This is a genomic window from Pseudomonas sp. FP818 (assembly GCF_030687335.1).
GTDB classification, from domain to species: Bacteria; Pseudomonadota; Gammaproteobacteria; order Pseudomonadales; family Pseudomonadaceae; genus Aquipseudomonas; species Aquipseudomonas shahriarae.
The window spans coordinates 1,126,026-1,143,322 of sequence record NZ_CP117427.1; the positions used below are offsets into that span (position 1 = coordinate 1,126,026).

The following is a 17,297-nucleotide window of genomic DNA, read 5'->3' on the forward strand; positions in this document are numbered from 1 at the left end:
AAGTCCATGAAATTGCCGATTTACCTTGATTACTCAGCGACCACCCCGGTTGATCCGCGTGTCGCGCAAAAGATGAGCGAATGCCTGCTGGTTGACGGAAACTTCGGCAACCCGGCCTCCCGTTCCCACGTTTTCGGCTGGAAGGCCGAGGAAGCGGTGGAAAACGCTCGTCGCCAGGTCGCCGACCTGGTCAATGCCGACCCGCGTGAAATCGTCTGGACCTCCGGTGCCACCGAGTCCGACAACCTGGCAATCAAGGGCGCCGCGCATTTCTACGCGACCAAGGGCAAGCACCTGATCACCACCAAGATTGAGCACAAGGCTGTCCTCGACACCATGCGCCAACTGGAGCGTGAAGGTTTCGAGGTTACTTACCTCGAGCCCACCACCGACGGTATCGTCACCCCGGCAATGATCGAAGCCGCGATGCGTGAAGACACCATCCTGGTTTCCGTGATCCACGTGAACAACGAAATCGGCACCATCAACGACATCGCCGCCATCGGCGAGCTGACCCGCTCCAAAGGCGTGTTGCTGCATGTCGATGCTGCCCAGTCCACCGGCAAGGTCGATATCGACCTGTCCAAGCTGAAAGTCGACCTGATGTCGTTCTCGGCCCACAAGACCTACGGCCCTAAAGGCATTGGCGCGCTGTACGTGAGCCGCAAGCCTCGCGTCCGTATCGAAGCCACCATGCACGGCGGCGGTCACGAGCGCGGCATGCGCTCGGGCACCCTGGCGACCCACCAGATCGTCGGCATGGGCGAAGCCTTCCGTGTAGCCAAAGAAGACATGGCTGCCGAAAATGTGCGCATCAAGGCTCTCAGCGATCGCTTCTACAAGCAGGTCGAGAACCTTGAAGAGCTGTACATCAACGGCAGCATGACCGCCCGTGTACCGCACAACCTGAATTTGAGCTTCAACTACGTCGAGGGCGAGTCGCTGATCATGGCGCTCAAGGATCTGGCGGTTTCGTCCGGTTCGGCCTGCACCTCGGCTTCCCTTGAGCCGTCCTACGTCCTGCGCGCCCTGGGCCGCAACGACGAGTTGGCGCACAGCTCGATCCGCTTTACGTTCGGCCGTTTCACCACCGAAGAAGAAGTCGACTACGCAGCGCAGAAAGTCTGCGAAGCGGTCACCAAGCTGCGCACTCTGTCGCCGCTGTGGGACATGTACAAAGACGGTGTCGATATTTCCAAGATCGAGTGGGCGGCACACTAAATATAGAAGCCGCCACCCAAGCTCTGTAGGAACGTGGCGGAAAACGCAGGCGTTTTTACAGGGTTCCAGAGCGGCCCTGATGAGTGAGGATTCAGTACCATGGCTTACAGCGAAAAGGTCATCGACCACTACGAAAACCCGCGCAACGTCGGCAAGATGGACGCGGAAGATCCTGATGTGGGCACCGGCATGGTCGGCGCTCCGGCGTGCGGCGACGTTATGCGCCTGCAGATCAAGGTCAATGACGCTGGCGTTATCGAAGACGCCAAGTTCAAGACCTACGGCTGCGGTTCAGCCATCGCCTCCAGTTCCCTGGCGACCGAATGGATGAAAGGCAAGACCCTGGATGAAGCTGTCACTATCAGCAACACCCAGTTGGCCGAAGAGCTGGCCCTGCCGCCCGTGAAAATTCACTGCTCGGTACTTGCAGAGGACGCCATCAAGGCGGCCGTTCGCGATTACAAGCAGAAGAAAGGCTTGATCTAAGCATTTGGCGACGAGTAAGGAGTCAACGATGGCTATCAGCATGACAGAAGCGGCTGCGCGGCACGTGCGACGCTCCCTGGATGGGCGCGGTAAAGGTGAGGGGATTCGTCTGGGTGTGCGCACCACAGGCTGTTCCGGCCTTGCCTACGTGCTGGAGTTCGTCGACGAGGTGGTTGCGGAAGATCAGGTGTTCGAAAGTCACGGCGAGAAAGTGATCATCGACCCGAAAAGCCTGACCTACCTGGACGGCACCGAACTCGATTTCGTCAAGGAAGGGTTGAACGAAGGCTTCAAGTTCAACAACCCCAACGTACGCGGTGAATGTGGCTGCGGCGAAAGCTTCAACATCTGAGGCTATTTGTGGGTACTCCTTGTCATTTCGCTTTATTCGAGCTGCAGCCGAGCTTTCGGCTGGACCTCGAGCAGCTTGCCACGCGCTACCGTGAATTGGCGCGTGGGGTGCATCCGGATCGCTTTGCCGACGCTTCCGAGCGTGAGCAGCGCCTGGCGCTGGAGCAGTCAGCCAGCCCCAACGAAGCCTATCAGACGCTCAAAAGCCCTCCCAAACGCGCGCGTTACCTGCTCGCCATGGGTGGTGGCGAAATGCCGCTGGAAGTCACGGTCCATGACCCTGATTTCCTGATGCAGCAGATGCAGTGGCGTGAAGAGCTTGAAGACTTGCAGGACGAGGCCGATCTGGCTGGCGTCGCAGTCTTCAAGCGGCGTCTGAAAGTGGCCCAGGATGAACTCAACGAAAGCTTCGCAGCCTGTTGGGACGATGCAGCGCAACGTGAACAGGCCGAACGCCTGATGCGGCGCATGCAGTTCCTCGACAAGCTCACTTACGAAGTGCGCCAGCTAGAAGAGCGCCTCGACGATTAACCCAGTGCTGCACAGATTGCACGCCTGATAGACAGATAAGACCTGATTACCATGGCTCTACTGCAGATCGCCGAACCCGGCCAAAGTCCTCAACCGCACCAGCGTCGCCTGGCGGTTGGCATCGACTTGGGTACTACCAATTCACTGGTCGCCGCACTGCGCAGCGGTCTCTCCGAGCCGCTGCCCGATGCTGATGGCCAGGTCATCCTGCCATCCGCCGTGCGCTATCACGCTGACCGCATCGAAGTGGGCGAGTCCGCTCGGTTGGCGGCGTCTGCCGACCCGCTGAACACCATACTGTCGGTCAAGCGCTTGATGGGTCGTGGGTTGTCCGACGTCAAGCAATTGGGCGACCAACTGCCGTACCGCTTTGTCGGCGGCGAATCCCATATGCCGTTCATCGACACCGTGCAGGGGCCGAAAAGCCCGGTGGAAGTGTCGGCCGATATCCTCAAGGTGCTGCGCCAGCGTGCAGAAACTACCTTGGGTGGCGAATTGGTCGGCGCGGTCATCACGGTCCCGGCTTATTTTGATGACGCCCAGCGCCAAGCCACCAAGGATGCGGCGAAACTCGCCGGTCTGAACGTGCTGCGCCTGCTCAACGAGCCGACGGCGGCAGCTGTGGCCTATGGCCTGGATCAGCACGCTGAAGGCCTGGTTGCTATCTATGACCTGGGCGGCGGCACCTTTGATATTTCGATTCTGCGCCTGACTGGCGGTGTGTTTGAAGTGCTGGCCACCGGTGGCGACAGTGCCCTGGGTGGGGATGACTTCGACCACGCCATTGCCGGTTGGATGATCACCAGTGCCGGTTTGTCCGCCGACCTGGATCCGGGCGAGCAGCGTAACCTGCTGCAAACCGCCTGCGCCGCCAAGGAAGCGCTGACTGACGCCGCATCTGTTGAAGTTTCCTACGGCTCCTGGTCGGCCCAACTGACCCGTGAAGCCTTTGATGCGCTGATCGAGCCAATGGTCGCCCGTAGTCTGAAGGCTTGCCGTCGCGCCGTACGTGATTCCGGCATCGAACTGGAAGAAGTTGGCGCGGTGGTCATGGTTGGCGGTTCGACCCGTGTGCCACGGGTTCGCGAAGCGGTAGCCGACGCCTTCGGTCGCCAGCCGCTGACCGAAATCGACCCGGATCAGGTGGTGGCCATCGGTGCCGCGATCCAGGCCGATACCCTGGCCGGCAACAAGCGCGATGGCGGCGAGTTGTTGCTGCTTGATGTGATTCCGTTGTCCCTGGGCCTGGAAACCATGGGCGGCCTGATGGAGAAGGTGATTCCGCGCAACACCACCATTCCCGTCGCCCGCGCCCAGGACTTCACCACTTATAAAGATGGCCAGACGGCCATGATGATTCATGTGCTGCAAGGCGAGCGCGAGCTGATCAGCGACTGCCGCTCCCTGGCGCGTTTTGAATTGCGCGGTATCCCGGCCATGGTCGCGGGTGCGGCGAAGATCCGCGTGACGTTCCAGGTTGACGCCGACGGCCTGCTCAGCGTGGCAGCACGCGAGCTGGGTTCGGGCGTTGAGGCGAGCATCCAGGTCAAGCCGTCCTACGGCCTGACTGACGGCGAAATCGCCAAGATGCTCAAGGATTCGTTCCAGTACGCCGGTGATGACAAGGTCGCCCGGGTGTTGCGTGAGCAGCAAGTCGATGCCCAGCGCCTGCTTGAAGCGGTGCAGGGCGCCCTTGAGGCCGACGGCGAGCGCCTGCTGGATGCTGAAGAGCGTCTGGTCATCGACCTGCAGATGCAGGAACTGGCCCAATTGATGAAAGGCACCGATGGCTATGCCATCGAACAACAGACCAAGCGCCTTTCACAAGTAACCGATGCCTTTGCTGCCCGTCGTATGAACCAGACGGTGAAAGCCGCCCTGGCGGGACGCAACCTGAATGAAATCGAGGAATAACTGATGCCACAGGTCATTTTTCTGCCACACGCCGAGCATTGCCCGGACGGTATGGTCGTGGAGGCTGAGACCGGCAAGTCCATTCTCGAAGTTGCCCATGACAACCATATCGAGATCGAGAGTGCGTGTGGTGGTGTTAACGCCTGCACCACCTGTCACTGCATTATCCGCGAAGGTTTCAACAGTCTCGAAGAGGCTGATGAGCTGGAAGAGGACTATCTTGATAGGGCGTGGGGCCTGGAACCGACTTCGCGCCTGAGCTGTCAGGCCAAGGTGGGGACAGAAGACCTCACCGTCGAAATTCCGAAGTATTCGCTCAACCATGCCGCCGAAGCGCCGCACTGATTCAAGGAAGTGTCATGAGTCTTAAATGGGTTGATGTGCAAGAAATCGCTATTCTGCTGGCCGACGGCCATCCGGATACGGATCCCTATTCGGTGAACTTTGTAGCTTTGCGTGACATGGTCATGGCTTTGCCAGGGTTCGAAGACGAGCGGGATCGTGGTGGTGAAAAGGTTCTCGAAGCGATCCAGACTGCCTGGAAAGAAGAACAGGACTGAAGCCTCCCTTACGCAGTTAGGCAATACCCAAGAACCCGCGTATAATTCGCGGGTTTAATTTTTCGCAAATTACCGTTTCTGGAGTTACACCATGGCTGTTCAACGTACTTTCTCCATCATCAAGCCTGACGCTGTTGCAAAAAACGTCATCGGCGAGATCACCACTCGTTTCGAAAAAGCCGGCCTGAAGGTTGTAGCTTCGAAACTCAAGCAACTGTCCAAGGCTGAAGCTGAAGGCTTCTACGCTGAGCACAGCGCTCGTGGTTTCTTCGGTGACCTGGTTGCCTTCATGATCTCCGGTCCTGTTGTTGTTCAGGTTCTGGAAGGCGAAAACGCTATCGCTCTGAACCGTGAGCTGATGGGCGCTACCAACCCTAAAGAAGCAGCTGCCGGCACTATCCGTGCTGACTTCGCTGATTCCATCGACGCCAACGCTGTACACGGTTCGGACTCCGAAGCCGCTGCTGCTCGCGAAATTTCGTACTTCTTCGCAGCTACTGAAGTAACCACTCGCTAAGCATTGGCTTAAGAGTGAAGGTGAATCCATGACTACATCGACTGTAAAAACCAACCTGCTGGGTCTGACTCAACAGGAAATGGAAAAATTCTTCGACTCAATCGGGGAGAAGCGTTTCCGTGCCGGTCAGGTAATGAAGTGGATTCACCACTTTGGCGTCGACGATTTCGACGCCATGACGAACGTCAGCAAGGCCCTGCGCGACAAGCTCAAGGCGATTGCTGAGGTCCGTGGTCCTGAAGTGGTCAGCGAGGACATCTCCAGCGACGGCACCCGTAAGTGGGTGGTGCGCGTGGCGTCCGGCAGCTGCGTCGAGACCGTCTACATTCCCCAGGGCAAACGTGGCACCTTGTGCGTTTCGTCCCAGGCAGGCTGTGCCTTGGATTGCAGTTTCTGCTCCACCGGCAAGCAAGGCTTCAATAGCAACCTCACCGCCGCCGAAGTCATTGGCCAGGTGTGGATTGCCAACAAATCCTTTGGCAGCGTCCCGGCGACCGTCGACCGTGCCATCACCAACGTGGTGATGATGGGCATGGGTGAGCCGCTGCTGAACTTCGACAACGTGGTTGCGGCCATGCACCTGATGATGGACGACCTGGGCTACGGCATCTCCAAGCGCCGTGTGACCCTGTCGACCTCCGGCGTGGTGCCGATGATTGATGAGCTGTCCAAGCACATCGACGTCTCCCTGGCGTTGTCGCTGCACGCACCCAATGACGCATTGCGTAACCAATTGGTGCCGATCAACAAGAAGTATCCGCTTAAGATGCTCCTCGAATCTTGCCAGCGTTATATGTCGTCCCTGGGCGAAAAGCGCGTCCTGACCATCGAGTACACCTTGCTCAAAGATATCAATGACAAGGTTGAACACGCGGTCGAGATGATCGAGTTGCTCAAGAACACCCCGTGCAAGATCAACCTGATTCCGTTCAACCCGTTTCCCCATTCTGGCTACGAGCGGCCGAGCAACAACGCCATCCGTCGTTTCCAGGATCAACTGCACCAGGCTGGCTTCAATGTGACTGTGCGCACCACCCGTGGTGAGGACATCGACGCCGCTTGTGGCCAATTGGTAGGACAGGTGCTGGATCGCACCCGTCGTAGCGAGCGTTACATCGCAGTGCGCGAATTGAGCGCCGACAGCGATCTGGCGCAGAACGCCGCGACACGAACCTGAGAGAGGATCTCTATGCCCTTGCGCCTTGCGCTGCTGTTGCTTGTTGCCAGCCTGTCGGTTGGCTGTGTTTCATCGGGCTCTGATAGTCCGTTGCAAACCGGCAAGGGCCGTGACGAAGCGCGTGCTGCCTATGTGCAGTTGGGGCTGGGATACCTGCGCCAGGGCCTGAGCGAGCAGGCCAAGGTGCCGCTGCAAATGGCCCTGGCCCTCGACAACCATGATGCCGACGCGAATGCGGCGTTGGCCCTGGTGTTCCAGGCCCAGGCCGAGCCCGAGCTGGCCGACCAGTATTACCGCAAGGCCCTGGCTGTTCGCCCCCATGATCCACGCCTGCTCAACAACTACGGCAGCTTCCTGTTTCAGCAGGAGCGTTATAAGCAAGCGTCCGGTTATTTCCAGCAAGCAGCCACTGATACCCTATATCCTGAACGTTCGCGGGTTTTCGAGAACCTGGGAGTGACCTCCGTGCGTCTCGGCCAGCGTGAAGATGCCCGCCAGCAACTGGAAAAAGCCCTGCACCTGAATCAGCGCCAGCCACGGGCATTGCTCGAAATGGCCCAGTTGTCGTTTGAAGACAGGCATTATGTGCCGGCACGTGACTATTACGAGCGTTTTAGCCTGCTCAGTGGGCAAAATGCACGTAGTCTATTGCTTGGTGTGCGCCTGGCCACGGTTCATGAAGAACGCGACAAGGCCGCACGTTTTGGTCAGCAATTAGAACGACTCTATCCCGGTACCCCGGAATATCAGCAATACCTGTCGGAGCAATGATGAAAGCCGCGCACCCGGAAGTTGTAGCCGCTAATCGCGTAAACCCAGGCGAGACCTTGCGTCAGGCCCGCGAAAGCAATGGTTGGTCGCTGGAAGAAGTGGCCCTCAAGCTCAATTTGACCACCACTTCCCTGGGTAACCTGGAAAACGGCGCGTTCGACAAACTGCCAGGGCATACCTTCGCCCGTGGTTACATCCGCGCCTATGCCAAGCTGCTGGGCACCGACCAGGCCATCCTGGTCCAGCAATTCGACCAGTTCACCGGTACGGATTCCCAGGGCAGTAACGTACACGGTCTCGGTCGTATTGAAGAGCCGGTGCGGGTTTCCCATACTATTTTGCGAATTGTCAGCCTGCTATTGCTGATTGCAGTGATCGGTGGTGGTTTTATCTGGTGGCAGGACCAGACCTCGCTGCGCAGCAAGGATCTGATCAGCAACGCCCTGGAACACGTCGAAGTCGAAAGCGCTGACGGTACCACCCAGATTCACCCCTTGGACGAGCCGGAAGACCAGGCTGTCGTCCAGGGCCAGGCTGCCCCTGAAACCAATCTTGAGCTGCAAGCGGGCCAGCAGCCTGCCGAAACCGGCGGTGAGCCAGCTCCGGCTGCCGTTGCACCGGCTCCAACGGCTCCCGTGACCCAGGCCCCGGCCGCCACGGTCCAGACGCCTGTTGTCCCGGCCCAGGCTCCGGCCGCGCCAGTCGCACCAACAGTCGCTGCACCTGCCGCCCAGACGCCTGCCGGCTTGCCGGGGGATGGCCGTCTCCACATTACCTACGTCGCTGACTGCTGGACACAAGTCACCGATGGCAATGGCAAAGTCCTGTTCAGTGCTTTGAAGCGTAAGGGAGATACGCTTGAGCAGGTCGGCAAGCCTCCTTTGACGCTGCGTCTGGGCTTTGCCCGTGGCGCGCAAGTGGCCTATAACGGCCAGCCTGTAGACGTGGCGCCGTTCACCAGTGGCGAGACCGCTCGCCTGAAGTTGGGACAATAGTCATGCACGGCGAATCTCCAATCAAACGTCGCGTATCGCGCAAGATCTGGGTCGGCTCCGTGCCGGTGGGTGGTGATGCCCCCATCGCCGTGCAGAGCATGACCAACAGCGACACCAATGACGTAGCGGCCACCGTGGCCCAGATCAACCGCCTGGAAGCCGCTGGCGTCGATATCGTGCGGGTTTCCGTGCCGGATATGGACGCTGCCGAAGCCTTCGGCCGCATCAAGCAATTGGTCAAGGTACCGTTGGTCGCCGATATCCACTTCGACTACAAGATCGCGTTGCGCGTGGCCGAACTGGGCGTCGACTGCCTGCGGATCAACCCGGGCAACATCGGTCGCGAAGACCGCGTGCGTGCCGTGGTCGACGCCGCCCGTGACCGCGGGATCCCGATCCGCATCGGTGTCAACGCTGGCTCCCTGGAAAAAGACCTGCAGAAGAAATACGGCGAGCCTACCCCGGCAGCCCTGGTCGAGTCGGCACTGCGCCATGTCGAGCACCTTGAACGCCTGAACTTCCAGGATTTCAAGGTCAGTGTAAAGGCTTCCGACGTGTTCATGGCGGTAGAAGCCTACCGCCTGCTGGCCAAGGAAATCGTGCAGCCATTGCACCTGGGCATCACCGAAGCCGGTGGTTTGCGTTCAGGCACAGTGAAATCTGCGGTGGGTCTCGGTATGCTGCTGGCCGACGGGATTGGCGATACCATTCGTATCTCCCTGGCGGCGGACCCGGTAGAGGAAGTGAAAGTCGGCTACGACATTCTCAAATCCCTGCATTTACGCTCCCGTGGCATCAATTTTATTGCCTGCCCGAGTTGCTCGCGGCAGAACTTCGACGTGGTGAAAACCATGAACGAGTTGGAAGTACGCCTGGAAGACCTGCTGGTACCGCTGGATGTTGCGGTGATCGGCTGTGTGGTCAACGGGCCGGGTGAGGCCAAGGAGGCGCACGTAGGCCTGACCGGCGGTACCCCGAACCTGATTTACATCGACGGCAAGCCGTCGCAGAAATTGACGAATGATAATCTGGTGGATCAGTTGGAACGGCTGATCCGCGAGAAAGCGGCCGAGAAGGTCGCCTCTGACGCAGCGCTGATCGCTCGCGGCTGATCGAACGAATTTAAGGATTTGATGTGAGCAAGTCTCTGCAAGCCATTCGTGGCATGAACGACATCCTGCCCGAACAGACGCCCCTGTGGCGCTATTTCGAGAGCACGGTCGCGCGCCTGCTGGATAACTACGGTTACAAGCAGATCCGCATGCCAATCGTCGAGTTCACCGAGCTGTTCAAGCGCTCCATCGGTGAAGTGACTGACATCGTCGAAAAAGAGATGTACACCTTCGAAGATCGCAACGGCGACTCCCTGACCTTGCGTCCGGAAGGTACCGCCGCGTGCGTGCGCGCTGTGCTCGAGCATGGCATCACCGGTGGTGGCCAGACCCAGAAACTGTGGTACATCGGCCCGATGTTCCGCCACGAGCGCCCACAAAAAGGCCGTTATCGCCAGTTTCACCAGATCGGTTGCGAAGTCTTTAACCTCGATGGCCCGGATATCGACGCCGAGCTGATCGTGCTGACCTGGCGCCTGTGGGGCCAACTGGGCATCCGCGACGCGGTCAAGCTCGAGCTCAACAGCCTGGGCACCAGCGAGTCCCGTGGCCGTTACCGTGAAGCCCTGGTCGAGTACCTGTCCGCTCACCTGGACAAGCTCGATGAAGACAGCCAGCGTCGCCTGAAGACCAACCCATTGCGCGTCCTTGATACCAAGAACGCCGAGACCCAGGCTGTGCTGGTCGACGCGCCGAAAATGGCCGACTACCTGGACGACGAGTCCCGCACGCACTTCGAGGGCCTCAAGGCACGCCTGGATGCGGCCGGGATTCCCTACGTGATCAACCCCAAGTTGGTGCGCGGCCTCGATTACTACAGCAAGACCGTGTTTGAGTGGGTCACTGACAAGCTCGGCGCCCAGGGCACCGTGTGTGCCGGTGGTCGTTACGACGGCCTGGTCGAGCAGATGGGTGGCAAGCCGACCACGGGCGTGGGTTTTGCCATGGGCATCGAGCGGCTGATCCTGCTGCTGGAAACCCTGGAGCAGATCCCTGAAGAAATTTCCCGTCAGGTGGACGTGTACCTGTGCGCCTTTGGCGAGGCAGCCGAACTGGCTGGCCTGGCCTTGAGCGAACAGTTGCGCGACCAACTGCCGAACCTGCGCCTGCAGGTCAATGCCGGCGCTGGCAGCTTCAAGAGCCAATTCAAGAAAGCCGACAAGAGCGGCGCGTTGTACGCGCTGATCCTGGGCGACGATGAACTGGCCCAGCAAGTGGTAAGTGTCAAACCCCTGCGTGGCCAGGGCGAACAACAAAGCATTGCCTTTGATGCGCTTGCCGCGCACTTGGCCACCTGCATCGTGCAGGGTTGAAGCTGTCAAACAGCCGAATTTAGCGATTAAGGAGTATTGGGGTGTCGAGTACTGAAGATGATCAGCTGGCCGAGTTCAAAGACTGGTGGCAGCGTAACGGCAAACCCCTGGTAACTGGCGGCCTGCTGGCGCTGGTGGTGGTGTTCGGTTGGCAGGCGTTCCAGAAGTATCAGGGCAATCAGTCGCAAGGCGCCTCGATGCTCTATCAGCAACTGCTGGAAACCACGCTGACGCCTACCGGCAAGCCTGATCCTGCCCAAGTGGCGGACCTGGCCGGCAAGCTGAAAAACGAATTTGGCGGTAGCACCTACGCCCAATACGGTAGCCTGTTCGTCGCGAAAGTCGCGGTCGATACCGGCAAGCTGGATGATGCAGCCTCCGAGCTCAAAGCCATCGCCGACAAGCCGAGCAACCCGACCCTGGGTGAAATCGCACGTCAGCGCCTGGCCCAGGTCCTGGCCGCACAAAACAAGGCCGACGAAGCACTGAAACTGCTCGACGGCGATGCTGACAAGGCATTTGTAGCCACTCGCGAAGAGCTCAAGGGCGACCTGCTGGTCCAATTGGGTCGTACCGACGAAGCCAATGCTGCGTACCAAAAAGCCAAGGCTGCGCTGTCTGATGAAGCAGCGGTCGGTGGCTTACAAATCAAGCTGGACGACTTGGCCAAAGGGGATGCGTGACGTGATCCGTTGGAAACATGCAGCATTGCTGGCTCTGGCCGTTTTGGCCGCGGGTTGCAGCAGCAACAGCAAAAAAGAACTGCCTCCGGCCGAGCTGACCAGCTTCAAGGAAGAAGTGGTCCTGCAAAAGCAGTGGAGCCGCTCTATCGGTGACGGCCAGGGCGACACCTACAACATGTTGGTACCGGCAATCGACGGTGACAACATTGTGGCCGCTGACGTGACCGGCGTGGTGATCTCCATGGATCGCATGAACGGCGACGTCAAGTGGAAGAAAGACCTCGAGTTGCCTGTTTCCGGCGCCGTCGGCGTGGGTTACGGCATGGTGATGATCGGCACGCTGAAAGGCGAAGTCGTGGCCCTGGATTCGAGCACCGGTGAAGAGAAATGGCGCGCTCGCGTGACCAGTGAAGTCCTCGCACCGCCTGCCACCAACGGCGATATCGTCGTGGTGCAGACCCAGGATGACCGTGTCATCGGTCTTGACGCCAACACCGGCGAGCAGCGCTGGCTGTACGACAGCACCCCTGCGGTGTTGACGTTGCGCGGTACCAGTGGTCCGGTTGTGACCAATAACCTGGCGCTGGCAGGTCTTTCGACCGGTAAAGTGGTCGCCCTGGATACCCAGAACGGCGTGCCAGCCTGGGAATCGCGGGTCGCCATTCCGCAAGGTCGTTCCGAGCTGGACCGTGTGGTGGACATCGACGGCGGCTTGCTGCTGTCGGGTGAAACCCTGTACGTCGCCACTTACCAGGGCCGTGTCGCGGCGCTGGACCTGCAAAGCGGCCGCGTCCTCTGGCAGCGTGATGCCTCCAGCTACGCCGGTGTCGCCCAAGGTTTTGGCAGCGTCTACGTGAGCCTGGCATCGGGCACCGTTGAAAGCGTCGATGAGCGTTCCACCACAGCCCTGTGGAGCAATGACTCGCTGGCTCGCCGTCAACTGTCGGCTCCGGAAGTGTTCTCCAGCTATGTAGCGGTAGGCGACCTGGAAGGTTACCTGCACCTGCTGAGCCAGGTAGATGGTCGCTTTGTCGGCCGTGAACGTATCGACAGCGACGGCCTGCGTGCGCGTCCGCTGGTAGTAGGCAACATGCTTTATGTGTTTGGTAACAGCGGCAAGCTGGAAGCCCTGACCATCAAGTAAGAACTATGCTTGGGGTAACCCCCAGGCGGCCCTGCTTCGGCAGGGCATGCGACACCTTCGGGTGTTGCCCCGAGCACCAGCCGCTGCCTTGCAGCGGCTTTTGTATTTTCTGAAATAACGCAGTGGAGAGCCGCATGGTTCCCGTAATCGCCCTGGTGGGCCGACCTAACGTCGGCAAGTCCACCTTGTTCAACCGCCTGACCAGGACTCGCGACGCCATCGTCGGCGACTTGTCCGGTCTGACCCGTGATCGCCAATACGGTGAGGCAAAGTGGCAAGGGCGCTCCTATATTATTGTCGACACCGGTGGTATCTCCGGTGACGAGCATGGCATGGACGAAAAGATGGCCGAGCAGTCGCTGCTGGCCATTGAAGAAGCTGATGTCGTGTTGTTCCTGGTGGACGCCCGTGCGGGCTACACCGCCGCCGACCAGATGATCGGCGAGCACTTGCGCAAACGTAACAAGCGCTCCTATTTGATCGCCAACAAGATCGACAACATCGATCCTGAAGCGGCCCGTGCCGAATTCAGCCCGATGGGCCTGGGTGACGCGATTCCTGTCGCCGGTGCCCACGGTCGCGGTATCACCCAGATGCTGGAAATCGCCCTGCGCGACTTCCCCAAGGATGACGCCGAAGAAGTTGAAGGCGAAGAAGAGATCGTCGCTGAAGGTGAGGAAGCCAAGCGCATTCCTGGCCCGAGTGAAAAAGACGGGATCAAGATCGCTATCATCGGCCGCCCCAACGTGGGCAAGTCGACCCTGGTCAACCGCATGCTCGGTGAAGACCGGGTAATCGTCTACGACCAGCCCGGCACCACCCGCGACAGCATCTACATCCCGTTCGAGCGTAACGACGAGAAGTACACGCTGATCGACACCGCCGGTGTGCGCAAGCGCGGCAAGATCCACGAGGAAGTTGAAAAGTTCTCGGTGGTCAAAACCCTGCAGGCGATCAAAGACGCCAACGTGGTGATCTTCGTGATGGACGCCCGCGAAGGCGTGGTCGACCACGACCTCAACCTGCTGGGCTTTGCCCTGGAGGCTGGTCGGGCGTTGGTGATCGCGATCAACAAATGGGACGGCATGACCCCAAGCGAGCGTGACTTCGTCAAGGTCGAGCTGCAACGCCGGTTGTTCTTCGTCGACTTCGCCGATATCCACTTTATCTCGGCGCTGCACGGTACTGGCGTGGGCAACCTCTACGCTTCGGTACAGAACTCGTTCAAGTCGGCGGTCACCCGCTGGCCGACCAAACCGCCTGACCCAGATCCTTGAAGACGCGGTGGGCGAACACGCGCCACCGATGGTCAACAACCGCCGGATCAAGCTGCGTTACGCCCACTTGGGTGGTGCCAACCCGCCGATTATCGTGATCCACGGTAACCAGATCGAGAAGGTGCCCAAGTCCTACGTGCGTTACCTGGAAAACACTTACCGCCGTGTCTTGAAGCTGGTCGGCACACCGATCCGCATCGAGTTCAAAGGTGGCGAGAACCCGTACGAAGGTAACAAGAACAGCCTGACTGACCGCCAAGTGAACAAGAAACGTCGCTTGATGAGCCACAACAAAAAGGCTGACAAAAAAGCGTAAAGACCGCCGCTGACAGTGGAGTGGGCTTGTGTGGGAGTGGGCTTGCCCGCGATAGCGATAGATCAGACACCAACCTGCTGACTGACCCAGCGCCATCCCAGGCAAGCCAATTCCTACAGACGTTAGGCGTTACCCAAAAAGGGCTCTGAATGAGCCCTTTTTTGTGCCTCACGATTGACCCCTCGGCGCATGCAGCTTACAACTTGTAACTCACCGCCAGGGGCCCACCGCATGATCACCAGCAAGTTGCCGAATGTCGGCACCACCATTTTCACCACCATGTCGCAACTCGCTGTCGAAACCGGCGCGTTGAACCTGTCCCAGGGTTTTCCTGATTTCAATGGTCCCCAGGCCTTGCTCGACGCGGTGGGCAAACACGTTGCCAGTGGTCATAACCAATACGCGCCGATGACCGGCCTGCCGGCCCTGCGCCAGCAAGTGGCAGCCAAGATCGCTCGCAGCTACGGCGTGTCGGTCAATCCCGACAGCGAAGTGACCATCACCCCCGGCGCCACCCAGGCAATCTTCTGTGCGATCCAGGCAGTGATCCGCAGCGGTGACGAGGTGATTGTCTTTGACCCGTGCTACGACAGCTACGAGCCTTCGGTGGAGCTGGCTGGAGGGCGTTGCGTGCATGTGCAACTGGGGCTGGCGGATTTCAGCCTGGATTTCGAACAGATCAAGGCCGCGCTGACCCCGCGTACACGCATGATCATCCTCAACACCCCGCACAATCCCAGTGGTGCCCTGATCACTCGCGCCGAGCTCGACCAATTGGCCGAGCTGATCCGCGATCGCGATATCTATCTGGTCAGCGATGAGGTCTACGAGCACCTGGTATTCGATGGCGTACCCCACGTCAGCGTCCTGGCCCACGAAGAGCTGTATCAGCGCGCGTTCGTGGTCAGCTCCTTTGGCAAGACCTACCACGTCACCGGCTGGAAGACCGGCTACGTGGTGGCGCCAGCGGCCTTGAGTGCGGAGCTGCGCAAGGTGCATCAATACGTCAGTTTCTGCGGTGTTACGCCATTGCAGTATGCCCTGGCCGACTTTATGGCCGAACACCCGGAGCATGTCGAGGAACTGCCCGCTTTCTACCAGGCCAAACGTGACCTGTTCTGCGATCTGCTGGCCCCCTCGCGTTTCAGTTTTACGCGGGTAGCCGGTACTTACTTTCAACTGGTGGATTACTCACAGATTCGCCCGGACCTGGATGACGTGGCCATGTCGCTGTGGATGACCCGCGAGCATGGCGTGGCGACAATTCCGGTCTCGGTGTTCTATCAGACCCCACCCCAAGGCCAGCGCCTGGTGCGCCTGTGCTTTGCCAAACGCGAGGAGACGCTGCGTCAAGCAGCCGAGAAACTATGCGTGATCTGAGTGCTTTACCCGACCTGAACATTGCCCTGGTGCAGACCACCCTGGCCTGGCATGACCGCCAGGCCAACCTGGAGCATTTCGAGCTGCTGCTGGAGCAGGCCAGGGGCGCCGACCTGATCGTGCTGCCGGAAATGTTCACCACCGGCTTTTCCATGGAGTCCCAATTGCTGGCCGAAGCCGAAAACGGCCCGACCCATGAATGGCTCAAGACCCAGGCCCGGAAGTACAACGCGGTGATTACCGGCAGCGTGATCATCCAGGCCGCTGACGGCAGCCACCGCAACCGCCTGTTGTGGGCGCGGCCCGATGGCGAGGTGTTGCACTACGACAAGCGCCACCTGTTTCGCATGGCCGGTGAACACAATCACTACACCCCCGGCGAGCGCCAGGTGCAGTTCGAGCTCAAGGGTTGGCGGGTTCGCCCGCTGATCTGCTATGACCTGCGCTTCCCGGTGTGGAGCCGTGATGCCCAGGACACTGACCTGCTGCTGTATACCGCCAACTGGCCGGGTGCACGGCGCCAGCACTGGAATCGCCTGTTGCCGGCTCGGGCCATCGAAAACCTGTGTTATGTGGCGGCGGTGAACCGAGTGGGTACGGATGGCAAGGGCTTTGCCTACACCGGCGACAGCCAGGTCCTGGACTTTCAGGGCGAAAGCCTGCTGAGCGCAGGGGAGGCGGACGGGGTGTTCCAGGTGTGCCTGGAGGCGGCGCAATTGGCGGACTATCGCACGCGGTTTCCGGCAAATCTGGATGCCGATAGTTTTCAGTTTGTCTGACAGGGGCCTGTTGTCAGTGGGATAGCTATCGCGGGCAAGCCCGCTCCCACAGGGGAATGCATTCCAAATGTGGGAGCGGGCTTGCCCGCGATGAGGATAGGTATCTACAGATTTTTTTAGTGATTCTTAGGTTTGTGTACATATCCGTTGCTTCGGTCACGGCGGCTATTGGTTCCGCCCTTACGGCGGGTCACTTTTGGAAAAGAGCCCGGAGTGCCGGCCCAGCCAAAAGTAACCAAAAGGGCTCTTGCCCCACCACTCGGCACCTCGCCCAGGCTCGGTGTGCCCGTCATCCGACATTGATTTGGGGGGCCGCCGCGATGGGCCATCCATGGCCCAGCGCGGCTAACCCGGCGTCCTGCCGGGTTACCCCCCAAATCAATATCGGATGACGGCCAGCGTGGTTTAACGGGGCGCCTCAGATCAAAAGCAAAGCGAGGCGGCCTTAGAGCCGACCTGATCGTCGAAGCGTGCGCGGACTCCTGTGGGAGCAGGCAAGCCAGCTCCCACAAGGGGGAATGCAGCTTCGCGCCCCGGCTTTGCTGTTGCTGTTGCTCTGCTTTTGATCTGGCTTTTGATCTTGATCTTAGGCGCCCCGTTAAACCATGGCTGACTGCGGGTATGCCGAGCCTAGGCGAGGCACCGAGTGGTGGGGCAAGAGCGCTTTGCTTACTTTGGGGCTTCTCCAAAGTGAGCCGCCGTCAGGGCGGAACCCTAAGTGGCCATGACCGCAGCAACGGATATGTACACAAACCCAATAAGCACTAGAT

At 59.5% G+C, this 17,297-nt stretch carries 17 protein-coding genes and 1 pseudogene; all 18 read left to right on the forward strand.

What is annotated here, in order from left to right; translation table 11 throughout:
• Nucleotides 1-6: 6 nt before the first annotated feature.
• Complete coding sequence (locus tag PSH80_RS05010) at nt 7-1,221, forward strand: IscS subfamily cysteine desulfurase (RefSeq protein ID WP_057437931.1); 1,215 nt, start codon at nt 7-9, stop codon at nt 1,219-1,221.
• Between the two features lie 99 nt (nt 1,222-1,320).
• Nucleotides 1,321-1,707 (forward strand): Fe-S cluster assembly scaffold IscU, encoded by a 387-nt coding sequence (gene iscU / locus PSH80_RS05015; RefSeq protein ID WP_028617851.1) that lies wholly within the window; start codon nt 1,321-1,323, stop codon nt 1,705-1,707.
• 28 nt (nt 1,708-1,735) lie between these two features.
• Complete coding sequence (gene iscA / locus PSH80_RS05020; RefSeq protein ID WP_010565230.1) at nt 1,736-2,059, forward strand: iron-sulfur cluster assembly protein IscA; 324 nt, start codon at nt 1,736-1,738, stop codon at nt 2,057-2,059.
• A gap of 8 nt (nt 2,060-2,067) precedes the next feature.
• The gene (gene hscB / locus PSH80_RS05025; protein WP_305419429.1) at nt 2,068-2,589 is read left to right on the forward strand and encodes a co-chaperone HscB; all 522 of its coding nucleotides are present in this window, start codon (nt 2,068-2,070) and stop codon (nt 2,587-2,589) included.
• A gap of 51 nt (nt 2,590-2,640) precedes the next feature.
• A complete protein-coding gene (gene hscA, locus PSH80_RS05030) occupies nt 2,641-4,503 on the forward strand; it encodes a Fe-S protein assembly chaperone HscA (RefSeq protein ID WP_057960568.1) in 1,863 nt (620 codons plus the stop codon).
• A 3-nt stretch (nt 4,504-4,506) separates the two neighbouring features.
• Nucleotides 4,507-4,848, forward strand: coding sequence for an ISC system 2Fe-2S type ferredoxin (fdx, locus tag PSH80_RS05035; protein ID WP_016977666.1), 342 nt, complete (start codon nt 4,507-4,509; stop codon nt 4,846-4,848).
• A gap of 14 nt (nt 4,849-4,862) precedes the next feature.
• Nucleotides 4,863-5,063, forward strand: a complete 201-nt coding sequence (gene iscX / locus PSH80_RS05040; protein ID WP_057437937.1) for a Fe-S cluster assembly protein IscX — start codon at nt 4,863-4,865, stop codon at nt 5,061-5,063.
• A gap of 91 nt (nt 5,064-5,154) precedes the next feature.
• Nucleotides 5,155-5,580: a nucleoside-diphosphate kinase gene (gene ndk, locus PSH80_RS05045; protein ID WP_017846179.1), complete on the forward strand. Its 426-nt coding sequence runs from the start codon at nt 5,155-5,157 to the stop codon at nt 5,578-5,580.
• 28 nt (nt 5,581-5,608) lie between these two features.
• Nucleotides 5,609-6,757 (forward strand): 23S rRNA (adenine(2503)-C(2))-methyltransferase RlmN, encoded by a 1,149-nt coding sequence (rlmN, locus tag PSH80_RS05050; RefSeq protein ID WP_057437941.1) that lies wholly within the window; start codon nt 5,609-5,611, stop codon nt 6,755-6,757.
• A gap of 12 nt (nt 6,758-6,769) precedes the next feature.
• Nucleotides 6,770-7,528, forward strand: a complete 759-nt coding sequence (pilW, locus tag PSH80_RS05055) for a type IV pilus biogenesis/stability protein PilW (protein ID WP_057437943.1) — start codon at nt 6,770-6,772, stop codon at nt 7,526-7,528.
• Nucleotides 7,528-8,523, forward strand: a complete 996-nt coding sequence (locus PSH80_RS05060) for a RodZ family helix-turn-helix domain-containing protein (protein WP_198818063.1) — start codon at nt 7,528-7,530, stop codon at nt 8,521-8,523. Before pilW ends, PSH80_RS05060 begins: the two co-directional genes overlap by 1 nt.
• Nucleotides 8,524-8,525: 2 nt before the next feature.
• Nucleotides 8,526-9,635, forward strand: a complete 1,110-nt coding sequence (ispG, locus tag PSH80_RS05065; RefSeq protein ID WP_057437947.1) for a flavodoxin-dependent (E)-4-hydroxy-3-methylbut-2-enyl-diphosphate synthase — start codon at nt 8,526-8,528, stop codon at nt 9,633-9,635.
• Nucleotides 9,636-9,658: 23 nt separating this feature from the next.
• Nucleotides 9,659-10,948: a histidine--tRNA ligase gene (gene hisS / locus PSH80_RS05070; protein WP_057437949.1), complete on the forward strand. Its 1,290-nt coding sequence runs from the start codon at nt 9,659-9,661 to the stop codon at nt 10,946-10,948.
• Between the two features lie 41 nt (nt 10,949-10,989).
• Nucleotides 10,990-11,631, forward strand: a complete 642-nt coding sequence (locus PSH80_RS05075) for a tetratricopeptide repeat protein (protein ID WP_057437951.1) — start codon at nt 10,990-10,992, stop codon at nt 11,629-11,631.
• Entirely contained in the window at nt 11,624-12,775 is a 1,152-nt protein-coding gene (bamB, locus tag PSH80_RS05080; protein WP_057437953.1) for an outer membrane protein assembly factor BamB, read from the forward strand. The genes PSH80_RS05075 and bamB overlap by 8 nt, the downstream gene beginning before the upstream one ends.
• A 134-nt stretch (nt 12,776-12,909) precedes the next feature.
• Nucleotides 12,910-14,368, forward strand: a pseudogene (gene der / locus PSH80_RS05085) (ribosome biogenesis GTPase Der).
• A 231-nt stretch (nt 14,369-14,599) separates the two neighbouring features.
• Nucleotides 14,600-15,748, forward strand: a complete 1,149-nt coding sequence (locus PSH80_RS05090; protein ID WP_282405721.1) for a pyridoxal phosphate-dependent aminotransferase — start codon at nt 14,600-14,602, stop codon at nt 15,746-15,748.
• Nucleotides 15,736-16,527: an amidohydrolase gene (locus PSH80_RS05095; RefSeq protein WP_057438035.1), complete on the forward strand. Its 792-nt coding sequence runs from the start codon at nt 15,736-15,738 to the stop codon at nt 16,525-16,527. Before PSH80_RS05090 ends, PSH80_RS05095 begins: the two co-directional genes overlap by 13 nt.
• The last annotated feature ends 770 nt before the right edge of the window (nt 16,528-17,297 follow it).

Excerpts from the sequence above, each read along its gene's own strand:
- PSH80_RS05010 (WP_057437931.1), top strand. The coding sequence starts at position 7 with ATGAAATTGCCGATTTACCTTGATTACTCAGCGACCACCCCGGTTGAT.
- iscU (WP_028617851.1), top strand. The coding sequence starts at position 1,321 with ATGGCTTACAGCGAAAAGGTCATCGACCACTACGAAAACCCGCGCAAC.
- iscA (WP_010565230.1), top strand. The coding sequence starts at position 1,736 with ATGGCTATCAGCATGACAGAAGCGGCTGCGCGGCACGTGCGACGCTCC.
- hscA (WP_057960568.1), top strand. The coding sequence starts at position 2,641 with ATGGCTCTACTGCAGATCGCCGAACCCGGCCAAAGTCCTCAACCGCAC.
- fdx (WP_016977666.1), top strand. The coding sequence starts at position 4,507 with ATGCCACAGGTCATTTTTCTGCCACACGCCGAGCATTGCCCGGACGGT.
- iscX (WP_057437937.1), top strand. The coding sequence starts at position 4,863 with ATGAGTCTTAAATGGGTTGATGTGCAAGAAATCGCTATTCTGCTGGCC.
- ndk (WP_017846179.1), top strand. The coding sequence starts at position 5,155 with ATGGCTGTTCAACGTACTTTCTCCATCATCAAGCCTGACGCTGTTGCA.
- rlmN (WP_057437941.1), top strand. The coding sequence starts at position 5,609 with ATGACTACATCGACTGTAAAAACCAACCTGCTGGGTCTGACTCAACAG.
- pilW (WP_057437943.1), top strand. The coding sequence starts at position 6,770 with ATGCCCTTGCGCCTTGCGCTGCTGTTGCTTGTTGCCAGCCTGTCGGTT.
- PSH80_RS05060 (WP_198818063.1), top strand. The coding sequence starts at position 7,528 with ATGAAAGCCGCGCACCCGGAAGTTGTAGCCGCTAATCGCGTAAACCCA.
- ispG (WP_057437947.1), top strand. The coding sequence starts at position 8,526 with ATGCACGGCGAATCTCCAATCAAACGTCGCGTATCGCGCAAGATCTGG.
- bamB (WP_057437953.1), top strand. The coding sequence starts at position 11,624 with ATGCGTGACGTGATCCGTTGGAAACATGCAGCATTGCTGGCTCTGGCC.
- PSH80_RS05090 (WP_282405721.1), top strand. The coding sequence starts at position 14,600 with ATGATCACCAGCAAGTTGCCGAATGTCGGCACCACCATTTTCACCACC.
- PSH80_RS05095 (WP_057438035.1), top strand. The coding sequence starts at position 15,736 with ATGCGTGATCTGAGTGCTTTACCCGACCTGAACATTGCCCTGGTGCAG.